15 protein-coding genes are annotated in these 16,831 nt (G+C 46.6%); 11 read left to right on the top strand and 4 right to left on the bottom strand.

From position 1 onward, the window contains the following. Positions 1-248: 248 nt before the first annotated feature. The 11 genes from rfbB (at position 249) to waaC (ending at position 12,230) form a co-directional block, all read left to right on the top strand. Entirely contained in the window at positions 249-1,310 is a 1,062-nt protein-coding gene (gene rfbB / locus ACO0KW_RS03790; RefSeq protein WP_423050792.1) for a dTDP-glucose 4,6-dehydratase, read from the top strand. A gap of 30 nt (positions 1,311-1,340) precedes the next feature. Next, a complete protein-coding gene (gene rfbA, locus ACO0KW_RS03785) occupies positions 1,341-2,231 on the top strand; it encodes a glucose-1-phosphate thymidylyltransferase RfbA (RefSeq protein WP_423050790.1) in 891 nt (296 codons plus the stop codon). Positions 2,232-2,251: 20 nt separating this feature from the next. Then, positions 2,252-2,809, top strand: coding sequence for a dTDP-4-dehydrorhamnose 3,5-epimerase (rfbC, locus tag ACO0KW_RS03780; protein WP_423050789.1), 558 nt, complete (start codon positions 2,252-2,254; stop codon positions 2,807-2,809). Continuing rightward, positions 2,806-3,771 (top strand): dTDP-4-dehydrorhamnose reductase, encoded by a 966-nt coding sequence (rfbD, locus tag ACO0KW_RS03775; protein WP_423050787.1) that lies wholly within the window; start codon positions 2,806-2,808, stop codon positions 3,769-3,771. Before rfbC ends, rfbD begins: the two co-directional genes overlap by 4 nt. 1 nt (position 3,772) lies before the next feature. Beyond that, positions 3,773-5,116 (top strand): flippase, encoded by a 1,344-nt coding sequence (locus tag ACO0KW_RS03770; RefSeq protein WP_423050785.1) that lies wholly within the window; start codon positions 3,773-3,775, stop codon positions 5,114-5,116. A gap of 43 nt (positions 5,117-5,159) precedes the next feature. Continuing rightward, positions 5,160-5,972 (top strand): glycosyltransferase, encoded by an 813-nt coding sequence (locus ACO0KW_RS03765; RefSeq protein ID WP_423050783.1) that lies wholly within the window; start codon positions 5,160-5,162, stop codon positions 5,970-5,972. Between the two features lie 10 nt (positions 5,973-5,982). Beyond that, on the top strand, positions 5,983-6,939 hold the full coding sequence (locus ACO0KW_RS03760; RefSeq protein ID WP_423050781.1) for a UDP-glucose 4-epimerase family protein: 957 nt from the start codon (positions 5,983-5,985) through the stop codon (positions 6,937-6,939). A gap of 25 nt (positions 6,940-6,964) precedes the next feature. Then, entirely contained in the window at positions 6,965-7,525 is a 561-nt protein-coding gene (locus ACO0KW_RS03755) for a sugar transferase (RefSeq protein WP_423050779.1), read from the top strand. A 57-nt stretch (positions 7,526-7,582) separates the two neighbouring features. Next, on the top strand, positions 7,583-9,481 hold the full coding sequence (locus ACO0KW_RS03750; protein ID WP_423050777.1) for a polysaccharide biosynthesis protein: 1,899 nt from the start codon (positions 7,583-7,585) through the stop codon (positions 9,479-9,481). A 178-nt stretch (positions 9,482-9,659) separates the two neighbouring features. Continuing rightward, positions 9,660-11,036 (top strand): phosphomannomutase/phosphoglucomutase, encoded by a 1,377-nt coding sequence (locus tag ACO0KW_RS03745; protein ID WP_423050775.1) that lies wholly within the window; start codon positions 9,660-9,662, stop codon positions 11,034-11,036. A gap of 213 nt (positions 11,037-11,249) precedes the next feature. After that, on the top strand, positions 11,250-12,230 hold the full coding sequence (gene waaC, locus ACO0KW_RS03740; RefSeq protein ID WP_423050773.1) for a lipopolysaccharide heptosyltransferase I: 981 nt from the start codon (positions 11,250-11,252) through the stop codon (positions 12,228-12,230). 22 nt (positions 12,231-12,252) lie between these two features. Here the strand turns inward: waaC and ftsB are convergent, their stop codons facing one another. The 4 genes from ftsB to ACO0KW_RS03720 form a co-directional block, all read right to left on the bottom strand. After that, a complete protein-coding gene (gene ftsB / locus ACO0KW_RS03735; protein ID WP_423050771.1) occupies positions 12,253-12,585 on the bottom strand; it encodes a cell division protein FtsB in 333 nt (110 codons plus the stop codon). A gap of 123 nt (positions 12,586-12,708) precedes the next feature. Continuing rightward, positions 12,709-13,992, bottom strand: a complete 1,284-nt coding sequence (gene eno, locus ACO0KW_RS03730) for a phosphopyruvate hydratase (protein WP_423050769.1) — start codon at positions 13,990-13,992, stop codon at positions 12,709-12,711. 244 nt (positions 13,993-14,236) lie between these two features. Continuing rightward, on the bottom strand, positions 14,237-15,091 hold the full coding sequence (gene kdsA / locus ACO0KW_RS03725; RefSeq protein ID WP_423050767.1) for a 3-deoxy-8-phosphooctulonate synthase: 855 nt from the start codon (positions 15,089-15,091) through the stop codon (positions 14,237-14,239). Between the two features lie 30 nt (positions 15,092-15,121). Next, positions 15,122-16,759, bottom strand: a complete 1,638-nt coding sequence (locus ACO0KW_RS03720; protein ID WP_423050765.1) for a CTP synthase — start codon at positions 16,757-16,759, stop codon at positions 15,122-15,124. Positions 16,760-16,831 lie beyond the last annotated feature (72 nt).

Raw genomic sequence — 16,831 nt, 5'->3', positions numbered from 1 at the left:
GTATTCCACAATTCAAGAGTGAAATGCTGTTTTTTTTCGACTGGAACACGAAAAATACCGATCGCCTCAAATATCAGTCAAAACACTATTTTTTTTACAATTAAATTAATGTTCCAAAAGCAAAAAAAGCGGCGCAATTCTGACGACTTCGGACGCAAGTGGCGTAAAATTGCGGGTTTTCATTGAAAATCTCATTGGTAGCTTAATTAAAAGCATCAGTGACAACCTCAACAGGATCGGAACTCCGCATGATTTTAGTCACTGGTGGCGCAGGCTTCATAGGCGCAAATTTTGTTTTGGATTGGTTGGATCAAAGTCAAGAAGCTGTCATCAATTTTGACAAATTGACCTATGCAGGCAATCTCAACAATCTAGCCAGTCTAAAAAATGATGAACGACATATTTTTGTCCAAGCGGATATCAATGACAGCGAAATCCTGAAGCAGCTGCTGCAGAAACACCAACCCCGAGCGATTGTACATTTTGCAGCAGAAAGCCATGTAGATCGCTCCATTCATGGCCCAGCTGCGTTCATTGAGACAAATGTGAATGGCACTTTTAGCTTACTGGAAGCAGTACGCGCGTACTGGCAATGTCTCGAAGAAGACCGAAAAGCGGCATTCCGCTTTTTGCATGTTTCAACAGATGAAGTCTATGGCAGCCTGGAAGCGCATGACCCACCGTTCACAGAGACGACTGCTTACGCCCCGAATAGTCCTTACTCCGCATCGAAGGCGGCGTCCGATCATTTAGTACGCGCCTATCATCACACATATGGTCTGCCGACACTGACAACTAATTGTTCCAATAACTACGGCCCCCTGCACTTTCCTGAGAAACTCATCCCTTTAGTCATCACAAATGCGCGGGCTGGCAAAGATTTACCGATCTATGGCGATGGTAGTCAGGTCCGTGACTGGTTATATGTAAGCGACCACTGTACTGCGATACGTCGCGTCTTAGAAGCTGGTCGCCCAGGAGAAACCTATAACATTGGTGGTTGGAATGAAAAGACCAATCTCAACGTCGTCCATAGCATTTGCGACCTGCTCGATGAATTGCAAGCTAAACCGGCTGGCAGCTACCGTGATCAGATCCGCCACGTTAAAGATAGACCGGGACATGATAAACGCTATGCGATTGATGCCCGCAAAATCGAGCGTGAACTAGGCTGGAAACCTGCCGAGTCTTTTGAAACTGGTCTGCGTAAAACAGTGAGTTGGTACTTGGCAAACGATGCATGGACTGAGCAAGTTTTGTCTGGAGAATACAAGAACTGGGTAAGTTTGCAATACCAAACAAAAAACTAATTAGAACAAAAACGAGCATAAGAGACGAACATGGCACAAGCACAACGCAAAGGCATCATTCTGGCGGGCGGCTCCGGCACAAGGCTGTATCCTGTCACCAAATCTGTATCCAAGCAGTTACTGCCGATCTATGATAAACCAATGATTTACTACCCGCTGACATCATTGATGTTAGCCGGTATGCGCGATATTTTAATTATTTCGACACCACAAGATACACCACGCTTTCAAGAGTTACTCGGCGACGGTTCGCAGTGGGGCATCAATCTCAGTTATGCAGTGCAGCCCTCACCTGATGGCTTGGCGCAGGCATTCATTATTGGTAAAGAATTTGTCGGCAACTCACCATCTGCCTTAATTTTGGGCGACAACATCTATTACGGACATGAGTTCGAAGCCATGCTGCGTAGCGCAGACGACAATCAAAATGGCGCTACCGTGTTCGCCTATCACGTCCATGATCCTGAGCGCTATGGCGTCGTTGACTTTGACGACCAACGGAATGCACTCAGCATAGAAGAAAAGCCGCTCAAGCCAAAATCAAACTATGCCGTGACTGGTCTGTATTTTTACGATCAACAGATTTGCGATATCGCGGCCAACATCAAACCATCAGCACGTGGCGAGTTAGAGATCACTGATGTCAATAACGTCTATTTGCAGCAAGGTCAACTCAAAGTTGAATTGATGGGACGCGGTATGGCATGGTTAGATACTGGTACGCATGACTCGCTATTGGAAGCTGGTCAATTTATCGCCACGATCGAAAAGCGCCAAGGATTAAAAGTCGCCTGTCCGGAAGAAATCGCTTTCCGTAAGGACTATATCAGCCCGGCAGAACTTGAAGACTTAGCTCAACCTCTGAAGAAAAACGAATACGGCCAATACTTATTGCGCCTGTTGAACCACAAGAGTTTTTAAATATCCGCGAAGCACCTGCTATGAATATTATTCAAACAGATTTACCTGAAGTCTTGATTTTAGAGCCCAAAGTATTTGGCGATGACCGCGGCTTTTTTTATGAAAGTTTTAATGCAAAAACTTTTGCCGCTTGTACTGGTGTACATACCGAGTTTGTGCAGGATAATCACTCCCGCTCGGCCAAAGGTGTGTTACGTGGATTGCACTACCAGATTCAACAGGCGCAAGGTAAATTAGTGCGCGTGATTGCAGGCGAAGTGTTCGACGTTGCAGTCGACCTGCGTCGCAGCTCACCGAATTTTGGCAAATGGACATCGGCTGTTTTATCCGCTAGTAATTCACGACAAATGTGGATACCGCCAGGCTTCGCACATGGCTTCATTGTCACCAGCGAATATGCAGAATTTCTCTATAAAACAACCGATTATTGGGCACCTGAACACGAACGCTGTTTGCTATGGAACGATCCTACATTGGCAATCAGCTGGCCGCTGGATGGCGTGCTCCATGGTGCGCCATCGTTGTCCGGCAAAGATCAGCAAGGTAAATTATTCGCCGACGCTGAGGTTTTCGCATGAAAATCTTGTTGACGGGCACCAGCGGTCAACTTGGTCGTAGCTTAGCAAAAGCCTTGCAAGATGTGGGTGAAATCATTACGCCGCAACGTGCTGAATTGGATCTATCAGATATCGCATCCATCGCGCCTTACATTCAACAATGCAAACCGGATTTGATCATCAATCCTGCGGCATACACTGCCGTCGATTTGGCAGAAAAAGAAAGCGAACTCGCCTTTCGCGTCAACGCGGAAGCACCGGCCATTCTCGCTCAGGAAGCAAAAAACCTGGGGATAGGCTTGATCCATTTTTCGACCGACTATGTGTTTGATGGTAGCAAGTCAATTGCCGTTGGTGAGCGCGCATCCTACAGCGAAAGCGATACATGTGCCCCTCTAAATGTCTACGGTGCGAGTAAGCTAGCAGGTGAACAAGCGATTGTGAAGAGCGGATGCGCGCACTTAATTTTTCGCACCAGCTGGGTCTATTCCGATTTTGGTAAAAATTTTCTGTTAACGATTTTGCGTTTAGCGAAGGAAAAAACGGAACTCAATATCGTCAATGATCAATGGGGAACACCAAGCTCTACTTTATTTTTAAGTGAAACCGTCAAACAAGTTATTCTACAATTGAAGAACGACGTGACGCATGCAAAAACACATGCGGAAACCACGGCGGCATGGTGGCAACAACATCAAGGCATTTACCACTTAACTCCAAATGGCTACACCAATTGGTGCGAGTTCAGCCAGCGTATCGTTGCTCACGCAGCGCAATTCGGCTTGTTGAGCTTTCCGCTTCCCAAGATACAAGGCATTCCAAGCTCAGCCTATCCAACTCCTGCGCAACGCCCTAAGAATTCATGTCTCGACAAAAGAAAATTCAGTCAAGAATTTGGCATCCCATTGCCAGACTGGGATCTAGCATTGCAGAGTTGCCTTCAAAGTATGGCGTCAGAAAAATTGCAAAGCACAGCCAACTAATATGTCACTCAAAAAGAACACTATCTGGAATCTGGTTGGTAGCGGCTCTCCTTTATTGGCGGCGGCAGTTTGCATTCCTTACACGCTCAAGCAACTAGGTGCTGAGGGCTTCGGTGTCTTAACTTTGATTTGGGCATTAATCGGTTATTTCAATTTTTTTGATTTTGGCGCTGGCCGAGCACTAACCTATGAAATAAGCCGTTTGCGGACTGCCATGCTCGACGCTCTGCCGGAAGCGCGGCGAAGCGCCATTCATAACATCTTAAAAGCAGGCTTACTACTTACCGCAGTCACCGGTGTATTGGGATTTTTTCTGATTATGGGTTTCGCTTACCCACTCGCACACGACTGGCTAAAAATAACACCAGCGTGGCAGCACGATACAAAAATCGCTTTACAGATAACGGCTTTAGGCGTGATTCCGGCCACACTCACCAGCGGTATGCGCGGTGCACTCGAGGGTTTAGGGCAATTTAAAGAATCCAATATCAATAAGATATTTCTTGGATTTTGCATGTTTATTCTGCCCGCGCTATCCATCATGATGCATGGTTCTAGCTTGTGGAAAATTACGGTTTATCTGGTACTAGCCAGATTGATTACGGTGGCGTATGGATGTTTTCAACTTAAACACTACTTAATCATTCGCCATAAATTAACACCCATCAAACAAGATTTTGGCGGCATCAAGCTACAAATCCGGCAGCTAGTCTCCTATGGTTTTTGGGTCACCATCACCGGCATTGTCAGTCCACTCATGGTGTATGGCGACCGTTTCTTTGTCAGCGCTTTAGTGGGTGCCGACAAGCTATCGGAATATGCAATTCCGCAAGAAGGTTTAATGCGTTTATTGATGATTCCGATTGCGATTTGCGGCGCCTTGATGCCAGTTTTTGCCACCATCGCTTCGCGCACTGACTTACATCAGTCATATGCGACTAATTTGCGCCGCATGGCAAAAATCATGGCGGGTCTATGCTTATTGACCTTGCTCGTGGCCTATCCCGGATTCGCATGGTGGATTTCACCAGAATTTGCACAAAAAGCCTTTCCAATCACTGTGGTATTAGTATTTGGCACCTTCATTAACGGCATCGCTGTAGTACCATATACTCTGTTGCACGCGACAGGAAATACCAAGACGACCGCGCTGTTCCATGTCTTCGAATTATTTTTCTATACGGCCTTGCTAGTAGTGCTGACCAAGCAATTTGGCTTAATTGGCGCTGCCTTTGCCTGGGTCTGCCGCGTTACGGTGGATTGGGTACTTTTACACTTCGCAGCGCAACGGCTATTTAAACAAAATAAGACAACTTCGCAGGATCAAGAATGCCCTCCATCATGATGCAAAGCCAGGCTAAGCAAAAAAATTCAGTGAGATTGCCTGCATGATACATGTCGCGATTATTAGTCATGGTCATGAAGACCTGTTAATTAGCAGTGCGCTAGGTGGTTTGCTGAAGGCACCGGCGGGTCTGACTATCTGGATCAAGGACAATAAACCTGCCGCAAATTTAAAAGCGTATTGTGCGCGACATCAGGTGTTTTATACTGATGCAGATGCAGGTTTAGGCTTTGGTGAAAACAATAATTATCTGTTCGATCTGATACGGCAAAAGTCAAGTTTTCAAACGGATGATATTTTCCTAGTCATGAATCCAGACATTACAGTAGCACCCGAAACTGTTTTTGCACTAACAGAAAAAATGCAGCAGTCTGGCCATGCGCTCGCGACACTCAATTTGTATCGCGATCAGGCGATGACTATGCCGGATAAAAATATCCGCCACTTTCCAGGCATGCTCTCAATCATCAAAATGCCATTGATCAATACCTTTAGCGAAACCTACGATAAAGATCGGATCGCAGTGGCGCTTGAAGACATTCCAGTGGAATGGGCATCTGGTGCATTTTTGGCTTTCACACCGGCTCTGTACGAGGCTTTAGGTGGATTTGATCCCAGCTATTTTATGTACTTTGAAGATGTTGATATCTGCTATCGCGCACGTCGTTTACATCAACAAGCCGTACACTATTACCCGCACTTAAAAGCAATTCATACCGCAGCACATAGGAACCGGAATATTTTTTCGCGGCACGCGCTGTGGTTCTTCCATAGTTTTTCTAAGTTCTTGCTGCGTCGCTATTTGCGTTTGAACGCTGCCTACTCGGCCAAGAGCGCGCAACGCTCACAACCCTAGTTGCCTCAACATGAAAAATAATATTCTCATCACTGGCGCAACAGGCTTTGTCGGATCGCACCTATTACAAATGGCATTGGCGCAAAATCGCGAAGTCATTTGTCCCGTACGTGGAAGCTCAACATCCGATTCACAAACACCCGTTATCGGCACCATCGATCGCAATACAGATTGGCATGTGTATTTGACGAACGTGCATACCGTTATTCATTGTGCCGCGCGAGTACACGTGATGAATGATACCGAGGCAGATCCGTTAGCTGCTTTTCGTGAAGTCAATTTGCATGGAACACTACGCTTAGCAGAACAAGCAGCTGCGGCTGGTGTCGGCCAATTCATTTACCTTAGTTCGGTCAAAGTGAATGGCGAGATGACAGCACTGGGAGAGGCATTCACAGAGAGTGATAAGCCGCAAGCCAGCGACCCTTACGGCATTTCCAAACAAGAAGCAGAAGCGGCATTGCTAGCGCTAGGTCAACGCACCGGCATGGCGATCACGATTATTCGTCCACCTTTAGTGTATGGCAGAGGGGTGGCCGCCAACTTTTTAAGTTTATTAATTTGGGTCAAGAAACAAATTCCCTTACCGTTAGGCAGTATCCACAATCAGCGCAGCTTTGTGTTTGTCAAAAATCTGACAGATTTCATTTTGCATTGTGTGCAAAATCCGCAAGCTTACAATCAGGTCTTTTTGATTTCTGACGGTAAGGATTTATCGACCACGGAACTCTTGCGCGAAGCGGCAAAGGCATTAGAAGTACCTTCACGTTTACTTCCCTTCCCTGCCGGTTTAATTAACTTTTCTGCCACCTTAATTGGCAAAAAAAATATCGCTGATCGCTTATGCCAGTCCTTAAGCATTGATAGCAGTAAAGCGCGCGACCTTATGCAGTGGACTCCGCCGTATTCTGTGCAGCAAGGATTGCGCGAAAGTGCTGCCAGCTTAGTATCAACCAACAACAAATAAAAAGAGAAACCGAGAGTTCGAATTTATGAAACGATTAGCCGATTTAGTCCTCGCATTCATTGCTGCAGTTATTCTGCTATTGCCATTCATCATTGTTTCTCTGATGGTACGACTGACGTCAAAAGGCCCCATCATCTATTGGTCAGATCGCGTCGGTCGTTACAATCAGATTTTTAAAATGCCAAAGTTTCGCTCTATGTTGATTGACACTCCAGCAGTCGCAACGCATTTACTGACAAATCCGGATCAATACTTAACACCCGTCGGTTCTTTTCTACGAAAGTCCAGCCTCGATGAATTACCGCAATTGTGGAGCATTATTAAAGGCGATATGAGCTTCGTAGGTCCACGACCAGCGCTCTACAATCAAGCAGATTTAATTGCCCTCCGTACAGAAAAACAAGTTCATACTATTGTTCCCGGCTTGACAGGTTGGGCGCAGATCAACGGCCGCGATGAATTGCCCATTCCGCAGAAAGTCGAATTAGATGCCTATTACTTGCAGCATCAATCGCTAATATTGGATATTAAAATTTTGTTTCGCACTTTTTTCAAAGTAATTAAGCGTGATGGCGTCACCCATTGATACGCGACAACGGACAAGAAAGAACAGGCAAAAACAACTTGAACCGACCATCCCATCATGATGCATATCTTAATTAATCTTCCACGCATCCATAAGCAAATTATTGCTGGACTGGTCGATGCTATTTTTTTACCGCTGGCATTTATTCTGGCAATTTTAACGCGCTATGAAACGGTCAATCTTGAATTAATCAAACACTACGCATGGCTAATAGCCGCCGTGCCTTTGTTCGCAATTCCTATTTTTATCAAGATAGGCTTGTACCGCGCTGTCATACGCTATATCGATCAAAAGATGGTTAGCGTGGTCGTGATTGGTGTAACGCTATCTGTTTTGGCACTGGCGTTTCTCAGCTTCATGTTGCAGCTAAACGCGATCTCGCGTGCGGTCTTTGTCATTTACTGGTCTGGCGCCATTCTTTATGTGGGTGCTAGTCGATTGGCTGCACGCGCTTACCTCGGTGGGCTAAGGCGCAATCCAAACGCAATCAAAATTGCGATTTATGGTGCTGGCACCGCAGGTATGCAACTCGCCAACGCTTTGCGAGCAGGACATGAACTCGATTGCATTGCTTTCATCGACGACAATCTCGCGATGCACGGCTCCTCAATTGCCGGGATCAAAGTCTACCCAGTTGAGGCGATTCCACAATTGGTCAAAAATTTTGGCATTAATGAAGTCTTGCTCGCCTTGCCCAGCGTTTCAAAGGCTAAACAAAAACAAATTCTCGATCAGCTAGAAATTTACAAAGTCCGTGTCAAAGTCACGCCCTCGATCAAAAGCTTGATTAACGGTGAATTACGCGTGCAAGATATTCGTGATGTCGAGATTGAAGACTTGTTAGGACGCGATCAAGTTGAACCAGACGAAGCTTTATTGGCGACTTGCATCACCAATAAAAACGTTCTGGTCAGTGGCGCGGGCGGTTCAATCGGCTCAGAATTATGTCGTCAGATTTTGCGACAGAAACCCAACAGCCTGATGCTTTTAGAAATGTCGGAATTTTCTCTGTATTCCATAGAACAGGAATTGTCGGCACTGCGCGATCAATTGCAACTGGTCTGCGAGATAAAACCTTTCTTAGGTTCAATACATGACAGCGCCAAGCTCGATAAAATTTTCCGTGGTTTTCAAATTGATACGGTGTATCACGCAGCAGCTTACAAGCATGTGCCGTTGGTCGAACACAATCCTATCGAAGGCATACGCAACAATGTTTTCGGCACTTTTAAATTGGCACAAGCTGCGATCGATGCAGGCGTTAAACAATTCGTTTTGATCTCTACCGATAAAGCAGTGCGTCCTACCAATGTAATGGGAGCAACTAAGCGCTTAGCTGAATTAATCTTGCAGGCAAATGCGCGCCGTCAAAAAAGCACCCGATTTTGCATGGTCCGATTTGGCAATGTGCTAGGCTCCTCAGGGTCGGTCGTCCCTTTATTTCGCAAGCAAATTATGCAAGGTGGACCGATTACTTTAACCCATGCAGACATCACGCGATATTTCATGACCATACCCGAAGCAGCGCAATTGGTTTTGCAGGCCGGAGCGATGGGGCAAGGCGGTGACGTCTTTGTGCTCGATATGGGCGAACCAGTGCGCATCATCGACTTAGCGCGTCGCATGGTCCATTTATGTGGTTTAGAAGTGAAGTCGGCAGACCATCCGGAAGGCACGATAGAAATCCGTGAAGTCGGTTTGCGTCCTGGTGAAAAACTATATGAAGAATTACTGATTGGTGACAACGTAGAACGCACCACACATCCACTGATCATGCGTGCCCAAGAAGCAGAATTAGCTTGGGCAGATTTACAAGCTGCCTTGGAAGAATTAGACCTGGCATGCAGCAATTTCAATTATGAAAAAGTACGCAGCCTGATACAGAAATTGGTGGTTGAATATCAGCCTCAGTGCGGTATTGAAGATTTTATTTGGCAGATAAAGAACAAAACTTAGGCGCAGAGAAAACTAACGCCGTTCTGTTAAGTTCAAAATATCGATGTGTCATCCCTTCTTGGGCAGCGATCCTGTGACGTTCAGCTTTTAGGCCACCGGGTTCGCGCCTACGCGGGAAAAATATCAACTGCCGCAAAGTTTTTTAAGAAAAATTTGTATTTTTTAGATAGAGAACATTATGTCCCTACTTTCCAAAAGTATTTTTAAAGCCTACGACATCCGCGGCATCATTGATAAGACCTTAGACGCGGACGTCGCTTACGCGATCGGTCAAGCCTTTGGTAGCGCCGCATTGGCAAAAGGTGAAAAGACCGTCGTGATAGGTCGCGATGGCCGTTTGTCTGGTCCATCTCTGAGCGCTGCATTAGCCAAGGGCTTACAAGTCACAGGCATCAATGTTATTGATCTGGGTGTGGTCGCTACGCCTATGGTGTATTTCGGCACCAATGTGTTGGGTGCGACATCCGGCATTATGGTCACCGGTAGCCACAATCCACCTGACTACAATGGTTTCAAAATGGTGCTGGCGGGTGAAGCGATTTATGGCGATACGATACTCGCGTTGTACGACAGAATCGTCGCAAAAGACTTCGCGGTTGGCGAAGGTAGTTACAGTACTCACGATATCAAAGCCGCCTATCTCGAGCGCATCGTCAGTGATGTCAAGCTCACGCGCAAAATCAAGATCGCCATTGATTGCGGCAATGGCGTTGCTGGTGCATTCGCTGGAGACTTGTATCGCGCCATGGGTTGCGAAGTGACAGAATTATTTTGCGAAGTCGATGGCAATTTCCCGAATCATCATCCCGATCCAGCACATCCAGAAAATTTGCAAGATCTGATCCGCTGTTTACAAACCACCGATGCGGAAATTGGCTTGGCCTTCGATGGCGATGGTGACCGCTTGGGTGTGGTGACGAAAGACGGGCAAATCATTTATCCCGATCGCCAACTCATGTTATTTGCCGCCGATGTTTTGAACCGCCATCCGGGCGAACAAATTTTATACGACGTGAAATGCACGCGTCATTTATCGAGTTGGATCAAAAATCATGGCGGCGTTCCATTAATGTGGAAAACTGGGCATTCGCTGGTCAAAGCCAAACTCAAAGAAACTGGTTCCCCCTTGGGCGGTGAAATGAGTGGTCATATCTTCTTCAAAGACCGCTGGTATGGTTTTGATGACGGCATGTATGCTGGTGCGCGCTTACTAGAAATTTTGAGCAAAGTTACGGACATGACGGCAACCCTCAATGACTTGCCGCAATCGACCAGCACGCCAGAATTGCAATTGAAATTGAATGAAGGCGAAAACTTTGCCATCATCGCTGAGATGCAAAAGAATGCAAACTTTCCCGGATCAACTGAGATCATCAATATCGATGGCTTACGCGTTGAATATCCTGACGGCTTTGGTTTGGCACGCTCATCGAATACGACGCCAGTCATCGTGATGCGTTTTGAAGCTGAGACACCGGACGCTTTGGTAAGGATTCAGGCGGCGTTGAAAGCGGCAATTTTGGCAGTTAAGCCGGATGCTGTTTTACCCTATTAAATTAAACTGAACATCCCCTCTCCCGTAGGCGGGCGAGGGGTAGGATGAAGGTAATTCAGTAAACCGTAGCGTAGTAATATAAAATAGACTTGCTGAACCGTCCTCATCCCAGCCCAACTCCGACAACTCGCCGCAAGTGGGAGAAGGGAGTAAAACCCAAGTGCGCTACCATAAACTAGTCGTACTTTTTGCAAATCAAATTTACTACTTACCGTGAAAATTTTATTGATCCGCGTTTCTTCTTTAGGCGATGTCCTTCACAACATGCCCATGGTAGATGACATCAAAGCCCACTACCCCAATGCACAAATTGATTGGGTAGTAGAAGAAGCCTACGTGAATCTGGTTAAGCTACAACCCAAGGTCAACAAGGTTATAGCCTATGCGCTGCGACGTTGGCGTAAAAGTTTAGGCAACAAGGAAACACGCGCCGAGTTTAAACATTTCTACCGCACGCTGCGTGAAGAAGCTTACGATTATATTTTTGATACCCAAGGTTTGCTAAAAACCGGCATCATCATGGGTGTGGCACGCACAGCGCCAAATGGCAAAAAAATCGGATTAGCAAATGGTACCGAAGGCTCTGGCTATGAAGGTATCTCAAGAATTTTTCACGACTTGAGTATCCCCGTTGATCGCCGCACGCACGCGGTCTTGCGCGGACGTCTGGTCGCGGCAGCAGCACTCAATTATCAAGTCGATACACCGGCCAGTTTTGGTTTGCAAAAACTCGATTTACAGCCAGAGTGGATGCCCGCCACGCCCTACATCGTGTTCTTTCACGGTACTGCGGGTGAGTCAAAAAAATGGCCGCGCCATAACTGGATAGGTACTGCGCGCGATCTACAAGTAACAGGCTGGCCCATATTGCTTCCATGGGGTACCGCCGCAGAAAAAGCCGAAGCGGAAGCCATGGCTGAGCACATGCCCAACGCTAGCGTCTTGCCTAAGCTCTCGATGCAAGAAGCAACAGTCCTTGCGCAACGCGCTACTCTAGTCATTGGAGTCGATACCGGTTTGGTGCATATTGCGGCGGCTTACGAAACTCCGACCATCGAAATTTACTGTGATTCGCCGCGATGGAAGACGGAAGGAAATTGGTCCGACAAGATTATTAATTTAGGAGATAAGGGCAATCCACCGAGTGTGGCGGAAGTTGAGATCGCGTTTGAGCGTTTGCTCAAAGCCTATTAAGGGTTGAATAAATCGAATTTATTTAATTCGTTTTAGCTGCGGTGACTTTACCTTGCACCTGAGGCTTACTCTCTACCTTGCTACCCGCGTCCAAAATCTGCACAAAAATTTCATCTTTTTTGATCATGCCGAGTTCAAAACGCGCGCGTTCTTCAACGGCAGCAGTCCCGGTTTTCAAATCCTGCACTTCAGAATCGAGTTTGGCATTGCGCGCTTTGAGACCGTCATTATTGACACGCGCTGCAGTGACTTGTTTATCGAGCTCCCAGACGCGCAACCAGCCGCCCTTACCTAACCACAGCGGAAACTGGATCAGGACTAACAGGGTTAATAAGGCGATGGTAATTAGACGCATGCGATCTTAGGTAAAGGTCAAAACAAACGATGTGACTATATTTCATAACGATAAAAAGGGGAAGCTGACTTCCCCTTTTTTACGACATTAATTGACTACTTTAATTGACTTCTCTTGATGCGTTCACTTCAAGTTATAAAACGCATCACGACCTGGGTAACTTGCGATTTCACCCAAATCTTCTTCGATACGCAAGAGTTGGTTGTATTTCGCCATACGATCAGAACGTGACATGGAGCCAGTTTTGATTTGCAATGCGTTCATACCGACAGCGATGTCGGCAATCGTGCTATCTTCTGTTTCGCCAGAGCGATGTGAAATAACCGCTGTGTAGCCAGCGCGCTTTGCCATTTCGATCGCAGCGAACGTTTCGGTCAAAGTACCGATTTGGTTGATCTTAATCAGAATAGAATTGGCGATACCTTTTTGTATGCCTTCTTTCAAAATCTTGGTGTTCGTTACGAACAAGTCATCACCAACGATTTGAATTTTCTTGCCGAGCTTTTCTGTGAGAATTGCCCAACCTTCCCAATCGCCTTCGGCCATGCCGTCTTCGATGGAGATGATAGGATATTTGTCGCACCAAGTTGCCAACAAATTGGTGAAATCGGTAGAGGACAAAGTCAAGCCTTCGCCTTCCAAATGGTATTTGCCATCTTTGTAGAATTCGCTAGCAGCACAATCCAAGCCCAACGCGATCTGTGTGCCAGGTGTGTAGCCAGCAGCTTCGATCGCTTGAATGATCAGTTTGATCGCTTCTTCATGATTTTCTACTGACGGTGCGAAACCACCTTCATCGCCAACCGCGGTTGTCAAACCTTTGTCGTGCAAAATTTTCTTCAAGCTGTGGAACACTTCTGCGCCATAACGAATCGCTTCACGGAACGTTGGTGCGCCAACCGGGATGATCATGAATTCTTGAATATCCAGATTATTGTCTGCGTGGGCACCACCGTTGATGACGTTCATCATCGGCACTGGCAGTTGCATCGCACCGGAACCGCCGAAGTAGCGATACAAAGGCAAACCAGCTTCTTCTGCGGCTGCTTTAGCGACTGCCATCGACACCGCCAACATCGCGTTGGCGCCTAAGCGTGCTTTGTTTTCTGTGCCGTCCAAGTCGATCAGCGTGCGATCTAAGAAAGCTTGTTCATTCGCATCCAAACCCATGATCGCTTCAGCGATTTCTGTGTTGATGTTTTCACAGGCTTTCAAAACGCCCTTGCCCATATAACGGGACTTGTCGCCATCGCGCAATTCGATCGCTTCACGTGAACCTGTCGATGCGCCTGAAGGCACAGCTGCACGGCCCATCACGCCAGATTCCAACAACACATCACATTCCACAGTTGGATTGCCGCGTGAATCAATAATTTCACGACCGATAATATCAACGATAGCACTCATGCAAATTCTCCTAAACAATCAAATAACAAAAATATTGGTTCTAAGTCTGGTGCGAAAATCACAAACTATCGGGTTCGATCTTGTAGAAACCGCGCGCGCAAATCGAGCCTCTCGTTTTGTCTGCACCTGCTTTCTTCTCCAAAACACATTTATGGTTTTGCAGCGATCATCATCTACCCACACTTTGAAACCGATGATAAAAATTTGCCCCGCAAAGTCATTGAGCTCTGCGAGGCATTTAGTATTAATTAAAACTAGATTCTAAAAATCCGTTTTTCTTGACGATGCGATCTAAATCTAACAAGGTCGATAACAATTCTTTCATGCGCCCAAGTGGTACTGCATTTGGACCATCTGACATCGCTTGCGCAGGGTTCGGATGTGTTTCCATGAACAAGCCTGAAATACCCACCGCGACCGCAGCACGCGCCAACACCGGTACAAATTCACGTTGACCACCCGACGACGTGCCTTGGCCACCTGGCAATTGCACGGAATGCGTAGCGTCGAATACAACTGGGCAATTGGTTTCGCGCATGATTGCGAGTGAGCGCATATCGGACACCAGATTGTTATAGCCGAAAGATACACCGCGTTCGCACGCCATGAAATTATCTTCTGGCAGCCCTGCTTCTTTCGCAGCTAAGCGCGCTTTCGCGATGACATTGATCATATCGTGTGGTGCCAAAAACTGACCTTTTTTGATATTCACAGGCTTGCCAGATTGCGCACAAGCTTGGATGAAATCAGTCTGGCGGCACAAGAAAGCAGGTGTTTGCAAAACGTCGACGACCGCTGCGACTGGTTTGATTTCGTCTATCGCATGGATATCGGTCAGGACATGAACGTTTAATTGCTTTTTCACGTCCGCCAAAATTTCCAAGCCTTTTTCCATACCCAAGCCACGGAAAGAAGTGCCGGAAGAACGATTCGCTTTATCAAAAGAAGATTTATAAATGAAAGGGATACCCAATTCAGTCGTAATTTCTTTCAATGCACCCGCAGTATCCATCGCCATCTGATGCGACTCAATCACGCAAGGACCCGCGATCAAAAAGAAAGGCTGATCCAGACCAACGTCAAATCCACATAATTTCATGCTGTTTTCCTTTAAGCTGATATCGCTTGATTACGCTTGTTGAGCCTGCTTGTGTGCAATCGCAGCTTTTGCAAATGCAGTGAACAGCGGATGACCGTCACGTGGTGTCGATTTAAACTCAGGGTGATATTGCACGCCTAAATAGAATGGATGCACACTCTTCGGCAATTCAATAATCTCGCACAGGTCTTCCGTTGGGGTACGCGCTGAAACCACCAAGCCCGCATCTTCAACGCGTTTCAGGTAATGATTATTCGCTTCATAACGATGACGATGACGCTCAGTCACAACATTGCCATAGATATCGGATGCCAGCGTATTCGGCTGAACAGCACAAGTCTGTGCGCCTAAACGCATAGTGCCACCGAGGTCAGAATTTTCATCACGTGTTTCGACTTTACCGTCATGGCTTTGCCACTCATTGATCAAAGCAACCACTGGTTGCTCGGTTTCTAGGTCAAACTCAGTCGAATTTGCCATCGCCAAACCGGCTTTATTACGAGCATATTCGATCAAGGCAACTTGCATACCTAAGCAGATACCGAGGTAAGGAATCTTGTTTTCACGCGCATAACGTGCCGCCAAAATTTTACCTTCTACGCCGCGTTTGCCGAATCCGCCAGGTACCAAGATCGCATCGTATTTTTCCAATGCTTTGGTGCCGTGCGCTTCAATTTCTTCGGAATCGACATACTCAATATTCATCCGACTTTCGGTGTGAATACCTGCATGACGCAAAGCCTCCGTCAAAGATTTGTACGATTCAGTCAGATCAACATACTTACCAACCATACCGATCGTGACTTCTTGTTTTGGATTTTCCAAAGCATAAATAAGCTTATCCCACATGGACAAATCGGCTGGTTTTGGATTCAAACCTAATTTATCGCAGATGATTTTATCCAAGCCCTGATCATGCAACATTTGTGGAATTTTGTAGATAGTATCGGCATCCCATACCGAGATCACCGCTTCTTCAACCACGTTGGAGAACAAGGAAATTTTTGCGCGTTCATCATCTGGAATGCGGCGATCAGCACGGCACAATAAGGCATCTGGGAAGATGCCAATTTCACGCAATTTTTGTACACTGTGCTGGGTTGGTTTGGTTTTCAATTCGCCAGCAGAAGCTAAGAACGGAACCAAAGTCAAATGCACGAAAGCAGCTGCATTGCGGCCTGCACGCAAACTTAACTGGCGCGCAGCTTCGAGGAAAGGCAAGGATTCGATATCACCGACCGTACCACCGATTTCGACCAACGCGACGTCAAAACCAGCCGCGCCACGATGGATGTACTCCTGAATTTCATTAGTGATGTGTGGAATGACTTGGACAGTTTTGCCCAAATATTCACCACGGCGCTCTTTACGAATCACGGATTCATAAATCTGCCCGGTCGTGAAATTATTCACTTTTTTCATCTTAGCGGTGATGAAACGCTCATAATGACCCAAATCCAAATCCGTCTCAGCGCCGTCATCTGTGACGAATACTTCACCGTGTTGGAATGGGCTCATGGTACCCGGATCCACATTAATGTAGGGATCGAGTTTGAGCATGGTAACTTTGAGACCGCGCGATTCAAGGATAGCAGCGAGTGAGGCAGCAGCGATGCCTTTGCCTAGAGAGGAGACGACGCCCCCGGTAACGAATACGAACTTAGTCATTGCAGAAGGTGCCCAACGGCACAAGCGGGAAATTCGAATTATACCTCATGATGCCCTTGGACGCACGCCATG

Source organism: Undibacterium sp. Ji22W, assembly GCF_049340305.1.
GTDB lineage: Bacteria > Pseudomonadota > Gammaproteobacteria > Burkholderiales > Burkholderiaceae_D > Undibacterium.
Note: the sequence above shows the minus strand (reverse complement) of the source record. Positions and strands in the feature narration are given on the sequence as shown.